We start from the raw sequence: 14,060 nt of genomic DNA, 5'->3' as shown, positions 1-14,060 counted from the left end.
CAGATGTTCACGACTACGGGAGGCGCTGCCGTCTGGCACTGTTCGATTGCAGCAGTACTCATTCCGCTTCAACCCTCCGCGACCGCCACGCAGGCCGTTGCCGCCCTCCGGACACCCGAACACGATTGCGGGAGCTGGGTGCGATCATGCATGCATGAACCATCTCGGCGACGCGAACCTGCGCACCTGGACGCTGCGCATTACGGCCCTCCTAGCGGCCGACACCCAAGATCAACTTGCCTGGCTGGGCGAGCGCGAGCTGGAGACGAAGGACGTCGTTGAAGAGGTGGAGCTCATGTGCCGCGTGTCCGAAGGGCTCGCGGAGCGCGGAGCCTTCGAGCCTGAGGATCAGTGTCATCTTCGGGCCATCGGCCGTCGCATCGGCGAGATCGACGTCACCCGCCGCGCCGGCCCCTGGGACAGCGCTCTGGCCACAGATTCGGCGTGGGACGACATTCGTTCTCTCGCCCGCCAGTTTCTCCTCACGACGCTGGGCGACTGGCATCAGCCACTGCCACGCCCCGTGCGCCCGCACACGGGCGACCACTGAGCCGTCCAGGCTGCCTGTGCGACTCTGACACAGTCGGCGCCGCACACTAAGTGGTGGCGCAGATAGGCGTGGTGGGGCCACCTCGGAAGTAAGACAGGCACAGGTCTTGGTGATCACCGAGTTGCGACGCTCTGTGATCACCGGGGAGACCTGCGCCTGTGCTGCGGGAGGGGTCGGCCTACGCGGCGACCCCTCCGGTGGACTGCCAGCGCCCACACATCACCGACCTGATCAGCGGTCAGCCCGCGTCGGCTTCTGCCCTCCACATGGAGCTGAGTTGCGCGCCGACGTCGCCTGCCTGGCGAAGACCCGCTTGGTAGGCCGGTTCCCAGGCTGCCAGGTCGCCCATGTCCGAGCCGAAGGCGCGCACCGAGGCCGGATCGGGGCCGATGGTCACCACGGTGCCTGCCCCCACGGCCGCCAACTGCTGGTTGAGTGGCTCCCGGGGAAACAGGTGGGCCATCGGCTCGACCACGACCAGCGTGCGGGCTCCAACAGCGAGATCGGCGTTGGGGCCCGCACGCAGCGCACCGTCCATGTACCGCCGGCCGTCGATGGCAACGGGTGGCGCGGCCCCGGGGAAGGCGCTACTCGCTGCCACCGCGTGCACCAACGGCACGCCGCTGTCGCGGTCCCACACCACGGGCTCACCGGTGGTTGCGTCCACGGCGGTGATCAGCAGTCGCCGCTCCGGCCACGCGTCCGCACCGATCAAGGCGGCGCGCCCCGCGATCAGCGCCTCCTCGGCCTGGAGGTCGGTGCTGTCGAGCGCGAGCCGGCCGACGCGACGCCTGGCCTCGCCGGGTTCCAGGCTGCGGTCGCCGAGTACGGCGAACACCTCGCCCATCCGGCTGGGGTCCACCTTGAGCCGGTGAGCTGGCTGGCGGGCCGACGTCGCGAGCCGCCCCGGGTCCTGGCCGGTGGCGAGTAGCGCTGCGACGATCGCGCCGGCCGACGTCCCGACGATCAGGTCGGCTTCGCCCAGTTCCACACCATCGCGGCGCAATCCGTAGGCCAGCCCTGCCATCCAGGCGGTGCCGACGTGACTCCCAGGACCCAGGACGAGTGCTCGGTCGAAGGTGTGCATGGTGGTCTCCCCTCGTTATTGAAACAGTCGTACCATATACTCGCTAATGCTGTTTCAACTCCGAGTTGCTGAGAGGAGATCCACCGTGGGGCGACCCGCTGATCCCGCCCGTCGCGAGCGCACGCTGGCGCAGGCGACCGACTATGTGCTGGCGCACGGCTTGGCCGGGCTGAGCCTGCGGCCACTGGCCGAGGCCCTCGACACCAGCCCACGGATGCTGCTCTACGACTTCGGCAGCAAACAGGAGTTGGTCGCGGCGGTCCTCGCCGAGGCCCGTCGCCGAGGTGCGGTCCGCCTGGCCGAGCACATTCCGCCAAAGACGGGCTCCGTGCAGGAGCGGCTGCGTGGCATCTGGGAGTGGATCAGCGCAGACGAACGTGCCCCGTTCGTCCGGCTGTTCTTCGAGGTGCACGCCGACGGCCTGGTCCACCCCGAGAACTACCCCGACCAGGGCGAGGCGATCACGGACTGGTTCGACACTGTCGGTGCCACATTCCGCGACGTCTCCACCGGTCCTGACGACACCGTCACGTCCACGTTGGTCATGGCCGTTGTCCGGGGTTTGCTGTTCGATCTCACAGCTACCGGCGACCGCCACCGCACCGATCGTGCGCTCGACCGCTTCGCTGAACTCCTGAACCAGTGAGCGGTCCTGGCAAGGTTTTGCCAGGGTGGCACCGCCCCGGGCAAGGACGGAAGCCGGCCCGATGTCAGGGCCGGGAACACCGCCGAGTCGGAGCGATGCCGCGATCGCATCGGGCGGTCTGATGGTCGGTTTCGCCCAAGAGTTGGCGTCTGGTCACGGGCGGCGGTTCGGGCGTCCGTCCCATCGGTGGGTCGCCCATGCCCGACGGATCAGGCTACGTACCGTGATGATGGTGTCGGTGAGGTCGAAGAACGCATCGATGACGGTGGCGCGGCGCTCGTAGCAGCGGGCGAGGCGGTGGAAGGCGTTCTGCCAGGTGTGGGTGCGTTCGACGTGCCACCTCTGACTTGCCTGGATCGGCGCCTTCTCGCCCTTGCGCGCGATGCGGCCGAGCAGGCCACGTTCGTCGAGCAGGGCGCGGGTCTTGTCTGAGTCGTAGCCGGCGTCCAGGTGCACGGTGATGTCGCCGGGCAGCGGTCCCAGATCGTCCAGGCGGTCCAGGGTCGGGGCGAGCAGCGGGGAGTCGTGACGGTTCGCTCCGGCCAGCACGCGACCCAGCGGGATTCCATAGCCGTCCGTCATGCCCGAGCGCTTCAGGCCCTGTTTACCGCGATCGACCGGCGACCGTCCTGCGACCTCGCCGCCGCCGGGGGCTTTGGTGATAGAGCCGTCGACGGCGATCTGGTCGAGTACGAGGCCGACGATCCGGCCGTAGGACTCCAGTGCGATCTGCTTGAGTTTGGCGAAGACGCCGAGCCGGACGCCGACTGTCGACGGGCCGTCAGGCGCTCCTAAGACGCCGTTGCCCTATCGATCATGAGGACCGTTCTGATCGAACGGGATCCCTGGTCGGGGGATCTTGGCCGGGTGGGCGCATGAAAGCAGGACCTCCGGTGCAGCACGAGGGTTGCGAAGCCAACTCGAGGGCGTCGGGGTGGGGTACGTCCGGCTCGCCAGGACGGGCGTCAAGCCGATTGACCCATCCGCGGGTGGCTGGGCTGTGTCGTGCCCCGCGTGGATCGCACCGGCCGAGGCGTGAACCTCCTGCCCCACAACTGGGTCCTGCTCGTCCTGCTTCAACGACGTGCGGGCCCTGCCAGTCCGCTTTCGTAGGCGGCGATGACGAGTTGGGCCCGGTCCCTGGCACCCAGCTTCGTCAGCAGGTGGCTGACGTGGGTCTTGACCGTGCCGACGGTCAGATACAGCTCGGCCGCGATCTCGTGGTTGGACAGGCCACGTGCGATCAGGCCCAGCACGTCCCGCTCGCGGCCGGTCACACCGTCCAGGGTGCGGGTGACCGGGCCGGGGTAGCCGGGGCGGCGGACGTAGGTCTCGATGAGCTTGCGGGTGACGCCGGGTGACAGCAGCGACTCCCCGGTGGCGATCACCCGCACGGCGTCGATCAAGCGAGCGGGTGGAGTGTCCTTCAGGAGGAAGCCCGCGGCGCCTGCGCGGAGCGCCTCGAAGACGTACTCGTCCAGGTCGAAGGTGGTGAGCACCAGGACGTGGACGGGCACCGGAGACGGGCCGCCGAGCAGCGCGCGGATGGCCTCGATGCCATTGAGCCCGGGCATCCGGATGTCCATCAGGGCGACGTCGGGGCGTTGTTCGCGGATCACCCTGACCGCCTGGGTCCCGTCGGCCGCCTCACCCACGACCTGGAGGTCCTCTTCCGACTCGAGCAGCACCCGGAACCCGGCACGCACCAGCGTCTCGTCGTCCACCACGACGACCCGCACTGTCATGCACCCTCCAGGTCGGCGCCCACGGGGAACTGGGCTGTTCGCTCGTCCGTGGCGTACGGCAGCCGGGCGGTGACGCGAAAGCCGTGCGGGGAGAGCGGGCCGGCGTGGACCTCGCCGCCGTAGAGGGCGGCGCGTTCCTTCATGCCGGTCAGGCCATGGCCCTCGGTGATCGGGGTGGTCGTGCTGCCGGCTCCGGCGTCGACGACCGTGAGAGTGACCTCGCCCGGCGCGTAGGCGACCGTCGCCCGGGCGTGGCTGGTGCGGGCGTGCTTGACGACGTTGGTCAGGGCTTCCTGCACGATGCGGTAGGCGGCGCGGTCCAGACCTCGGGGCAAGGCGTGTGGGTGACCGCTGGTCGTCAACTCGACCTGCACGCCGGCCCGTCGGGTCTGTTCGATGAGTGTGCTGAGGTCGTCGAGGCCGCCGGGCAGCCATTCGGCGCCGTCGTCGTCGCGCAGGACACCCAGCAGGGAGCGCAGCTCCCCCAGCGCGGCCCTGCTGGTGGTCTCGATCGCGCAGAGGGATTTCGCGGCCTGGTCGGGTCGGCTGCCGATCACGTGGTGGCCGACGCCCGCCTGCACCGCGATGACGCTCAGGCTGTGCGCGACGACGTCGTGCAACTCCCGGGCGATGCGTATGCGTTCCTCGACGAGCGTGCGCCGTGCCCGCTCCTCGGCCTGCTCGACCAGGCCCTGGGAATAGGCGCGGCCCCGTCTGGTGGACCACCCGATCGCCCAGGCGGCGGCCTCGACGATGAGGCTTTGGCTCATCCCCGGCCACCCCCAGTAGTCGTGCCCTGTTATGCCCTGCATAGGGATCATCAAGGCGAGTTGTGCGGCGCCTGCCACCGCGCTCGCGTACGCCGCGACACGCACAGGTCGGGCGATCGCCACCCCGTACACCAACAAGGCAGTCGCCAGCACCCCCGTCAGGCTGAGCGCTCCGTCGGTGGCCATCACCACCGACGCCACCGCCAGTGCAGGCAGTGGTAGCAGCCGCCGGACGGCGACGGCCACGCCCAACGAGCACGTCAGCACGGTCTGCCATGCCGGCCAGCCCGTGCGGTGCGTGCCAAGCGTCCACCACAAGACGTTCGACGCCATCAGGACCATGGCCAAAAGCACATCCAGCCCGATCAGCTGAGTCGGCTTCAGTCCTCTGGCGAAGGACGCCACGTCATGCCTCACCATCATGCCTCGCACGCATCCGACCCTAGCCGGGAGGGCGATCATCCGCCTCTGTCCAGGGACAGAGATCAGCCGGTCATTCCGTGGCCAGATCCGCGGGGCGGGCACCCTTTGCCAGGGTCGGCCACATGGATCTCTCCCGGACGTCCGCCCGCCGATGGCTTTCCCCTGTGCCCTGGGGCTTCGCCCTGCTCGCCGCCGCGTCGTCCCTGACGTACGGCGCTGATCACGCGGTGAACGCCTGGGCATCGACCAACCTGGCCAATATGGATGATCATCCTGTGGAGGCGCTCATCGCCTCCGCCTTCCTGTTCGGCGCCGATCCCTGGGCCTGTCTGCGCAGCATCGCCCTCGCCGGGGCCATACTGGCGTTCCTCGTCATCCGCTTCGGCAACATGCGGGCGGTCGTGCTGATCGCGGCCGGCCAAGTCCTCGGCACACTGGTGAGCGAAGGGCTCCTGGCAGCGCGGATCGCGGCGGGCCAAGCAGACCCGGCGCTGCGTGCGACGCTGGACGTCGGCCCGTCCTACGTGATCGTCTCGGCCCTGGCCGCCGTGGTGGCAGCGGGGGCCAGGCGGTGGCACCGATGGATCGCGCTCGCCGCGCTCGCGGTGCGCGCACCGCACATCACGAGCGGCCTGACCACGCTGGGGGTCACTCCCGTCGGCCACGTGACGGCACTGTTCACCGGTATGCTGCTGGCATGGGGTCTGCGGTCGTCCGATGCCCGCCACCGCTACCTGCACCGACTGACGTTACGCGCAGCGCCGCTTCAGACCGAACTTGGCGCCCTCGCCCCCGTCGCCGGCCCAGATGCCGAGGATGTCGCGGGTGCCGTCCACGGCCACCGCCATCACCACGTAGATGGGACGGTTTGCGACCTGCCCGTCCCCGATCTTGACGTTGATGGCGTCCATGAACAGGACCCGGGTAGACGCGGTCGAGGGGGCGGTTCTGCCATTCGGCCATGCCGTCCATGTCCGCCTGAGGTTGGAAAGGCCTCACGGTGTTAGTGATCCGCCACCGAGTGATGGCTTTGAGACACAGGCGCCGGCTCTCACGCTCAGCGGTGGGCAGGCAGCCCGCTGCTCTTGAAGGGCGGTGTGTCTGTACTGCCGCAGGCAGTGGCGTCCGCTGGCTGAGGTCGGGCACGGAAGGTGATCTGCACGTCGGCATCCAACGCCTCCGCTACAGCGGCGAGCGTCCGGACCGTCAGGTTCGCATCACCGGACATGATCTGGCTGACGCGGCCCGGACTGACGCCCATCGCTGCCGCCAGATCGGAGCGGGTCTTGCCCAGCCCCGTCAGCAGGCCGGCCAGCGAGGCCGTGGCCTGCCTCGCTATCCGGGAAGCCGCTAAGTTCGTCCGGCTCTCGTCACGGGCGAAAATGCCCATGGTGCACCCCCAACTCACTCAGAAGCAACGTTCGTTGCCACCCCATGAGGATGCCACCTTTAGCTATGACTAAAAACGCGGTTGGTGAAAAAACTACCCCCCAGCACTCCCCGTAAGGGCCGCTGGCTTGCAGCAACGCTTCCGTGTACTGACGCAGAGTCACCCTGTTGGGTCAGTGGGCCTCTTGCGCGACCTCAGAGGATCTGCCGCTGTCGGCAGGCGACGCCGGTTCATGAGCCGGTGCCCGAGAGCACAGGTGCCTCCTCCGGACACAGGGGAGGCACCTGTTGCTGCGGCGGCCTACTTGAACCAGTAGCGCACGCCGTGGTGGTGGGAACAGGTGCCCTGCGAGTGCCGCGAGTACGAGAGGGACGCGTCCCTGCACTTCGCGGTCTCGTACTTGTCCTTGGGCTTTTGGTGGTGCGTCCAGCCGCACACTCCAGTGGTGTGGTGGATGCAGTGATGGGCGGTGTTGGTGGACGGCAAGGTCGCCGCGGACGCCGTCGGTGCGCTGAAGAAGACACCGGCGAGGGCGACAGCAACGGCCGAGGCGGCGAGACGTGCGCGCAAAGGATCCCCCCTTTGATGTGGAACAAGTGCAGCGGGAGTTTATAGCGTTTTGAACGACATGGGGCCCGACTTCGGACAGTCGGGCTGAAAGCCCGAGCAGTGCGGTCTGCGGCTGCCAGTCGGAGTGGTTGCGCCCCGCACGGCCCGGTGATCTCTTCGGCGTTTCCGCCCATACACATGACAGCGGCGTGCTGACGTGCAGCGACGATCTTTCGAGCGGCACAGCGTCGCAATTAGGAGCATGACCGCCCGTCACACCGAACAGAACAGGCGCCCGGGAGGCTCGTCGCGCCCGTCGGCAATGCGGAACATGCCGAATCGGTCCGCAAACCTTCGCAGGGACGCGACAGCCGCATCGCCGGTCATACCCATCCTCTCGAACACCCATTCAAGATTTCCGACGAGACCGGCAGAACTGACGAGTCCGGCCGTGGCAAGGGCCTGAACCAGGTCGGCGTCATGGTCGAACAGGCCGTAGAAACCCTCGTCGCGCATGAGGGCCCAGACGGGCTCTAATTGGTCCTCGGGTACGTCGAGCGCACCGCACAGCCGGTAGATCGGGTCGAGGAACCCTCGGGTCTGCCGTCGATAGCCGCCCACTCGGCGCAGCCCCGGAAACTGACCGAAAGCCGCAGCGCGTGAAGAGATGAGCTCCTGAGCCAGGGAATGCGAGAGCCTGCCGAGAACGAGCCCCTCCAGTGCGAACTCGCTGTTGCCTGCGATCTCAGGGTTGCTGGACCACACCGGACCGGTGGACCAGGGAGGATCCGATGAGCAGAACAAGCTGAAGTCCGGCTCGGTTGCAGCGACGGCCACCACCCGCTGCCCGCCGCGAGTCATGAGGTAGAGGTAGAGAATGGCTGGGGTGCATCGGCCCTCGGGCGACTTCCCCATCGCCAAGCTCGCCACCTCACGGCCGTTGGCGAACACGTGTGCCCGTCCGTCACGGATGTCGACGGTGCACGGCAGCTCGCCGATCAGCATCAGATCGCGGCTGTGCAGAATCAGTGAGAAGTGGCGCGCGAGTTGGCCAGACTCGAGGCCGGCTGAACTCATGTCAATCGGAAGATCCGCAAACACCATCTGCCACAGGCCGGCGAACCCGGGGCCGACGTCCTCGGAGACCACTGGCGCCGTGTAGCGGATCGGGCCCGCAGTCCTCACCGCCCCCATCCTGGCGCGCTGTTCGTCAGCCAGTCGGGCCGCGATGCCCATGAAACTGCCCTGGATTCTTTGGGCCAGGTACGCGACGAGCGTGTTCATGGACGCGGGAGCGCGCTGGCCGGGGTCAAGCAGGAGCGCGATCAGGTCTTCGTCCTCGTAGAACCGGTGGTAGGCGATCTCAAGGAACTGGTCGGAGGTCCAGAGCCCGGGTTCCGGGTGGTCGAGAGACCAACGGTTCTGCAGCATTTTGACGGTCAGATAGCCCGCGAGGTAGCCGTCGCTGTCCTGACACGACAGCGGCTGGGCGAGCAGGGATTCCTTCCGGCGGCGTACCTCGTCGCCGAGTCTGACCTGAGCGACGTCGACCACGGTTCGTGCTCCGTAAAACTTCACCGCCCACCGGAGTGGCGCGGGCAGCAGCCGGTTCCACGGTGCCGGTAGCAGGTCGAATTCGGCGAAGGCCGCAAGCCCCTCGGCGAGCGGACGGTAAACGTCCGTGACGGTCTCGGCGCGCAAGAGATCCTCGACGGATCGCGCTTCCCAGTGCGCCCGCTGCGCTGGGGTCGACGCCTCCAGAGCGAGGAACGCCTCGACCCGGCTGCGCATCCCGAGCAGCGTGACCAGCGTGTACACCGGCGAGGAGAAACACCAGTGATGCGTTGCCTCGTGAAGAAACGCGGGCATGAAGTCAGCCGGAGGTTTTCCATCTGCCCGCACCAACTCCGGCAGCCACTGGCAAACCTGCTCGGGTGAGAGAACCGCCTGGTTGGTGAACGCGTCGGTGAAATGGCGCATCCTGCTGCCGCTTACCGCGGCTCGCTCGTTGCCCCGTCGACTGCCTGGCGCAGCTGCGTCAGCTCCGTGAGCTGGCGCAGGACTTCTGCGTCAGGAGCGGACTGCTCAGAACTCTCGATCCGCACCGATCGACGCTCCCACCCCACGCCATCGGAGGACCGAATCTCGATCTCGACTTCGACAACGGACTTCTTGCGTCGCTTCAGCAGCCATGCCGCGAGCAAGGGCAGTGTCGGAACGTATGCCTCGATGACAACCTGCCAGGTAGCAAGATCGCCATGGAGCCCGCCGAGCCTGATGTCCTCCTGGGCCGAATCCACCCGTTCCGCAGGTAGCGCGTCTGCTAACTCGCGCTGCTCAAGCCGTGTCAGACCGCCGATTCGAATCCTCCGCGGAACGTCGCCCATCCGAGCCTCCTGCGTTGCGCGACCATCGGACCACCGGCATGCGTTCCTCCGTAGCTAATCCACCACAGTAGGCGAAGACCAGAGTGGGCACCAACGTCTTTGACACAAGCACAGGTTCGCTGCGCAGCCGCGTCCCGAGGAGGATCTTGACCAGGATTTCGGCACCGACCAGTGCTGATGCACTGCTGCGGGCCAACCGGCACCATCAGCGGATCGCCCGCCGAGGCTCCCACCCCTCCACCGCACTGACCTACATCAACGCCCGCAACCGCCCGACCAGGTGGTTCACCAAAGAGAGCAGCACTGAGCTCCCTCGGCAGCGGTGGAACCGCCGACTCGACTTGCTGAGCCAGGACCCATTGGGCGATCCCCACCGTCTTCCGAGGCCCGGATCGAGCTGGCCACCTACCCCGAAGCGGTCGTCCTCACAGGCCTGTTCGCCTCAGGGCAGTGGCGAGATCACCCCCATCTGGCCGTACGGCCACCCCTGGGCGGAAACCCGTATGGTCTGGGCGCCCTGACCTCTCAGGAGGTCCTGAGCGGCCTTGGCGAGGACCAGCCGGTACAGCATTCCGAAACCGACGCTCGCCTGCATCAGCATGGCCGACCCTCCTCGTCGACCACTTCATCCTCCTCGTCTGTTCGTGCCTAAGGGCTAGCAGATCATCAACGCGTCGTCTTGATCTTGCTGTTGGGGTCATTGCTTAGGGCGAGGACTCGGGCTTGGAGGGTTGCGAGGGCGGCGGGTGGGGTGGTCGCCGGTGGGAGGCTGATGGCGTGTGCCTCGAGCAGTCTCCTGATCTTCAGCAGGGTGCGGTGCATGGCGGTGCGGCTGCTGCCGAACAGTACGGCGAGGGGTTCCGCGGCCAGGTTGACGCGCAGGTGGAGCAAGGTGGCCAGGACCTGGTCGGGGAAGGCGAGCCGGGGCGGGCGGCCGCGCTGGGTGTCCCCGTCTGGGGCCAGAGTCTGGGTCAGGTCGTGCAGCTGGTGAGAGGAGAGGCCGGTCAGGGCGGGGTCGGAGAGCAGGGTCTGGTCCCACACCGGCGCTGGCGGTTGCGGTGACCGGGCGGCCGGGATGGCCGGGCAGGGCTGGGGGTGCAGGGTGTAGTTCCAGTCGCCGTGGAAGATGTGGCGGGTCAGTGGCAGGGCTGCCATCTCTGCGTCATCGATGGCGACTCCAGTCGGGTAGGTGTTGGTGTCCAGCTCGGCCGTGACGCGCAGACCCGTGCGGGTCGTGGTCGCGGCGATGGACTGGACGATGACTTCGTGGCTGGTCAGCGGGCGTCCGCGCCAGTTCATGGTGATGTGGGAGAAGAGCCGGTGGTGAAGTCGGCCCAGAGCGCGGTCTCGTCTTTCGATCGAGCCGTTTCTCTGGGCCGCTTCCCGCACCCGGCGTGCCACTCTCGCGGCACCGGGCGCTCCACAAGTCCCGTCCGGCTGTTGATGATTGCCTTCATCCGACGGTTGGCCAGGGAGAAGGGATGACTGTCCCTCGGTATCGGTAGCGCGTGGTGCGTACCTTGCCGGGATCGAACAGCGTCCGTTCCTCCCCTGATGGCCACCATCCGCCACCGCAATATCGGCGGCGGATGTCCTTCCTGTTGATCCGGTGGTGCTTGCGGCGCAGCCACTTCATGACCTGGCTCCACGTGTACGAGCTCAGGTACTGGAAGGTCGCACTCGACACCCCGGGGCGGAAGTACATGCACCAGCCGAACAGCATCTTGTTGATCTGAATGAGCAGTTCGTCCAGCGGCAGGCCGGTGGCCGTTCCGCGGCGGATCGCCTTGACCTTGCCCATCGCGGCCTTGAGAGCCTTGCGCGAGGGATAGGTATAGACGTAGCAGCGACTGGAGCCCCGTTTGCGGTGGCGCTGGATGTGCCACCCGAGGAAGTCCAGCCCCTCGTCGATGTGAGTGATCAAGGTCTTCTCCACAGACAGGCGTAAACCCATCGTGGACAACACCTCCGCGATCTCCTCGCGCAGAGCTTCGGCGTCGCCTTTGGTGCCCGAGACCATCAGGCACCAGTCGTCCGCGTACCTGGAAAGCCGGTAGTTGGGCAAACCTTGACGACGCCGCTTGGCCCGTGCCCACGGCGTAGACCCGGGGCCTCCTGGCGCCTGGGCGATGTACTCGTCCAGGACCGACAAGGCCACGTTGCTCATCAACGGCGAGAGAATCGAACCCTGCGGGGTACCGGCGGTGGTCTCCCGAAGCAGACGATCCTCGCCGAGGATGCCCGACTTCAAGAACGCCTTCACCAAGGCCAGGACACGTTGATCTCCGACGCGCTTTCGCACCCGATCCATCAGAGCGGAGTGTGAAATCTCGTCGAAGCAGGCTTTGATGTCGCCCTCCACGATCCACTCATACGACTTGGACGTGAAGAACCGCACCTCGGCCACCGCGTCATGAGCCCGGCGGTTCGGACGGAACCCGTAGGAGCACGGGAGGAAATCCGTCTCGAAGATCGGCTCCAGCACCAGCTTCAAGGATGCCTGCACCACCCGGTCCGCGATCGTGGCGATCCCCAGCCGGCGCAACTTACCGCCCGGCTTGGGGATCATCCGCTCCCGCACCGGCAGCGGACGGAAACTACGGTCCTTGATGCTGTCCCGCAGCCCGCCGAGGAACTCCTCGACGCCCGTCCGCACCACGATGGACGCCGCAGTGCGGCCATCCACCCCGGCGGTCTTCGCACCCCTATTACCCCGCACCCGATCCCATGCGACCAGCAGGAACGCGGGATCGGCGACAAGGTTGAACAGGTCATCGAACCTGCGATGAGGATCATCACGGGCCCAACGGTGCAGCTTGGTCTGGATCTCCAGTACCCGTCGCTCCGCCACGTAGGTGGCAGACTCAAGTTCGTCGGTATTCACCGGCGAAAACCTCCTGGTCGTCCAGCACTTCGGCCACTGACTTGCTGGCCCCCTTCGCCATGTACGCACCTCTCGTGCGCTCGGACTACTACGGGGCCTCCGCCACGTGCTGGAGCCGTCAGCCGACGACGGGCCTGCCCACCGGCTGACTGGATGCCAGCCGGGAAGGGCGCCTCCAGCACGCTTCCCACGTTCACCACTCTCCGGTCGACGAGCGAGCCGCCCAGCTCTACCCCGACAGCATCGCCACGCCTACGCCGCAGGCATTCAGCGTGGCCTCCTCACCGGCATCGAAAGACCGGCTCTGAAGTCGCCGCCCGGCAGGGCGGCGTGCGCTGCACCCGGCCCATATCCTCCAGATTGGAGCCGGTGGAACACTTACGGGACGTCAGCCACTGGTTCCTCTCGTACGGCGTCTCGTCTTGCTTGCCGGACACGCGCCGTCTGGAAGTACCGACGCGCTCCGTCGTTGTCAGGGCTGCTCCTACCTCCCCGCGCGTCTCCACGGATCGGCTGCCCTCAGCTTCACCGGACTGCTGCGACAGCCCGGCGGCAGGGTTCTTTCACCCCTGCCCGGTAACAGTGGCGCATCGTGGCGCACCTCGATCTTGTTCCACTTTGATGTGCCCGGAGGCAGGTGACAGACGGTGATGGTCAGGCCCGTCTCGGCGGCGAGCCGGGCGAGTTGGAGCTTCCAGGCCCTGGTCCGGTAGCCGTTGGAGCCGCCCGCGTCGGCGGTGATCAGCAGCCGTGTCGCCTGTGGGTAGGCGGCCTGACCCTGGCCTGACCACCAGCGTCGGATCGATTCCACCGCGAACGCGGCGGTGTCGTGATCGGTGCCGACGTTGACCCAGCCGGTGTTCGCCGCCACGTCGTAGACCCCATAGGGGATGGCCTTGCCCAGGTGCGGGTCGGCGAAGTCATGGATGTGCACCGGCGCCGGCTCACCCGCTGGCCGCCACGAACGACCGCTGTTCTTGAACTCGCCGACCAATTCCTTCTTCTTGGTGTCCACGCTGATCACCGGCTGGCCGGCGTCCCGGTGCCCGCGTGCCTGCTCGTTGAGATAGCGGAACTGGGCATCGCGGTCCGCATGCTGTCCGCCCTCCAGCGTCTTGGCGTTCGCCTGCAGACTGAAGCCTTCCTCCCGCAACAGGTCGGCGACGGTGTCCGCACTCACTTTGTGCCCGGCCCGGGCCAGCTCCCGCGCAAGGGTGCGGGTCGACTTCACCGTCCACCGCAGCGGCGACATCGGATCACCCCGCTCGTCCGGCTCGACCAGCGCCAGCAGCGCGGGCCGCAGTCCCGGATCGAGATCCGCGACTCGCTTGCGGCCCCCGCCAGGCCGCCGCACCCGGCCCAACAGCTCCTCTCCGGCCTCCAGCTCGAACACGCCCTTGCGGACCGTCGTCTCACTCACCGCAGCTGCCCGCGCGACGGCCCGGATACCGCCATGCTCCAGCACCCGGGCCTCCACTCCCATGAGCAACCGCCGCTGCCGCTCGTCCAGATGCGGGAACAACACCGCGAACTTCACAGCGAGTTGGGCACGAGCCTCGTCCGGGATGCGCATACCACACCAACGAGCTCCAGAACGGGAAGCAACACGTTGATGATCTGCAAGCCCTT

Annotated in this window: 11 protein-coding genes and 5 pseudogenes; 3 read left to right on the top strand and 13 right to left on the bottom strand. The window is 67.3% G+C overall.

Annotation, left to right across the window (positions count from 1 at the left end; genetic code table 11):
- Positions 1-154: 154 nt before the first annotated feature.
- Entirely contained in the window at positions 155-550 is a 396-nt protein-coding gene (locus tag AQI88_RS39025) for a hypothetical protein (RefSeq protein WP_067009695.1), read from the top strand.
- A gap of 238 nt (positions 551-788) precedes the next feature.
- Here AQI88_RS39025 and AQI88_RS39020 read toward each other — a convergent pair whose 3' ends face one another.
- Entirely contained in the window at positions 789-1,637 is an 849-nt protein-coding gene (locus AQI88_RS39020; protein WP_067009692.1) for a patatin-like phospholipase family protein, read from the bottom strand.
- Positions 1,638-1,722: 85 nt separating this feature from the next.
- On the opposite strand from AQI88_RS39020, the gene AQI88_RS39015 reads away from it, so the two are divergent.
- Positions 1,723-2,283: a TetR family transcriptional regulator gene (locus tag AQI88_RS39015; protein WP_208616032.1), complete on the top strand. Its 561-nt coding sequence runs from the start codon at positions 1,723-1,725 to the stop codon at positions 2,281-2,283.
- Positions 2,284-2,436: 153 nt separating this feature from the next.
- On the opposite strand, the pseudogene AQI88_RS39010 reads toward AQI88_RS39015, so the two are convergent.
- The 3 genes and pseudogenes from AQI88_RS39010 to AQI88_RS39000 form a co-directional block, all read right to left on the bottom strand.
- A pseudogene (locus AQI88_RS39010) lies at positions 2,437-3,045 on the bottom strand (transposase); the annotation flags it as partial.
- Positions 3,046-3,359: 314 nt separating this feature from the next.
- On the bottom strand, positions 3,360-4,028 hold the full coding sequence (locus AQI88_RS39005) for a response regulator (RefSeq protein WP_067009685.1): 669 nt from the start codon (positions 4,026-4,028) through the stop codon (positions 3,360-3,362).
- The gene (locus tag AQI88_RS39000; RefSeq protein WP_159050512.1) at positions 4,025-5,131 is read right to left on the bottom strand and encodes a sensor histidine kinase; all 1,107 of its coding nucleotides are present in this window, start codon (positions 5,129-5,131) and stop codon (positions 4,025-4,027) included. Before AQI88_RS39000 ends, AQI88_RS39005 begins: the two co-directional genes overlap by 4 nt.
- Positions 5,132-5,343: 212 nt before the next feature.
- Here AQI88_RS39000 and AQI88_RS48910 point away from each other — a divergent pair.
- Positions 5,344-5,898, top strand: a pseudogene (locus AQI88_RS48910) (rhomboid-like protein); the annotation flags it as partial.
- Positions 5,899-5,994: 96 nt separating this feature from the next.
- On the opposite strand, the pseudogene AQI88_RS44315 reads toward AQI88_RS48910, so the two are convergent.
- From AQI88_RS44315 to AQI88_RS38965, 9 genes and pseudogenes are all read right to left on the bottom strand, one after another.
- Positions 5,995-6,193 (bottom strand): annotated as a pseudogene (locus AQI88_RS44315) (transposase); the annotation flags it as partial.
- Between the two features lie 85 nt (positions 6,194-6,278).
- On the bottom strand, positions 6,279-6,611 hold the full coding sequence (locus tag AQI88_RS38995; protein WP_067009682.1) for a helix-turn-helix domain-containing protein: 333 nt from the start codon (positions 6,609-6,611) through the stop codon (positions 6,279-6,281).
- A gap of 300 nt (positions 6,612-6,911) precedes the next feature.
- Positions 6,912-7,181, bottom strand: a complete 270-nt coding sequence (locus AQI88_RS38990) for a DUF3761 domain-containing protein (protein WP_067009679.1) — start codon at positions 7,179-7,181, stop codon at positions 6,912-6,914.
- A gap of 252 nt (positions 7,182-7,433) precedes the next feature.
- Entirely contained in the window at positions 7,434-9,140 is a 1,707-nt protein-coding gene (locus AQI88_RS38985) for a hypothetical protein (RefSeq protein ID WP_067009676.1), read from the bottom strand.
- 11 nt (positions 9,141-9,151) lie between these two features.
- On the bottom strand, positions 9,152-9,547 hold the full coding sequence (locus tag AQI88_RS38980; protein WP_067009674.1) for a hypothetical protein: 396 nt from the start codon (positions 9,545-9,547) through the stop codon (positions 9,152-9,154).
- A 442-nt stretch (positions 9,548-9,989) separates the two neighbouring features.
- Positions 9,990-10,148, bottom strand: coding sequence for a hypothetical protein (locus tag AQI88_RS46315; protein ID WP_159050511.1), 159 nt, complete (start codon positions 10,146-10,148; stop codon positions 9,990-9,992).
- A 65-nt stretch (positions 10,149-10,213) separates the two neighbouring features.
- Positions 10,214-10,879: pseudogene (locus AQI88_RS38975) on the bottom strand (ISAzo13-like element transposase-related protein); the annotation flags it as partial.
- A 121-nt stretch (positions 10,880-11,000) separates the two neighbouring features.
- The gene (ltrA, locus tag AQI88_RS38970; protein ID WP_067009671.1) at positions 11,001-12,431 is read right to left on the bottom strand and encodes a group II intron reverse transcriptase/maturase; all 1,431 of its coding nucleotides are present in this window, start codon (positions 12,429-12,431) and stop codon (positions 11,001-11,003) included.
- A 595-nt stretch (positions 12,432-13,026) separates the two neighbouring features.
- A pseudogene (locus AQI88_RS38965) lies at positions 13,027-14,004 on the bottom strand (ISAzo13 family transposase); the annotation flags it as partial.
- Positions 14,005-14,060: the final 56 nt, after the last annotated feature.

Origin of the sequence: Streptomyces cellostaticus (assembly GCF_001513965.1) — a bacterium.
GTDB lineage: Bacteria > Actinomycetota > Actinomycetes > Streptomycetales > Streptomycetaceae > Streptomyces > Streptomyces cellostaticus.
Note: the sequence above shows the minus strand (reverse complement) of the source record. Positions and strands in the feature narration are given on the sequence as shown.

Bases quoted from the DNA above. Each gene is read 5' to 3' on its own strand.
- AQI88_RS46315 (WP_159050511.1), bottom strand. From the start codon at position 10,148: ATGCTGATGCAGGCGAGCGTCGGTTTCGGAATGCTGTACCGGCTGGTC.
- AQI88_RS39020 (WP_067009692.1), bottom strand. From the start codon at position 1,637: ATGCACACCTTCGACCGAGCACTCGTCCTGGGTCCTGGGAGTCACGTC.
- AQI88_RS39000 (WP_159050512.1), bottom strand. From the start codon at position 5,131: ATGGCGTCGAACGTCTTGTGGTGGACGCTTGGCACGCACCGCACGGGC.
- AQI88_RS39005 (WP_067009685.1), bottom strand. From the start codon at position 4,028: ATGACAGTGCGGGTCGTCGTGGTGGACGACGAGACGCTGGTGCGTGCC.
- AQI88_RS39025 (WP_067009695.1), top strand. From the start codon at position 155: ATGAACCATCTCGGCGACGCGAACCTGCGCACCTGGACGCTGCGCATT.
- AQI88_RS38985 (WP_067009676.1), bottom strand. From the start codon at position 9,140: ATGCGCCATTTCACCGACGCGTTCACCAACCAGGCGGTTCTCTCACCC.
- AQI88_RS38980 (WP_067009674.1), bottom strand. From the start codon at position 9,547: ATGGGCGACGTTCCGCGGAGGATTCGAATCGGCGGTCTGACACGGCTT.
- AQI88_RS38995 (WP_067009682.1), bottom strand. From the start codon at position 6,611: ATGGGCATTTTCGCCCGTGACGAGAGCCGGACGAACTTAGCGGCTTCC.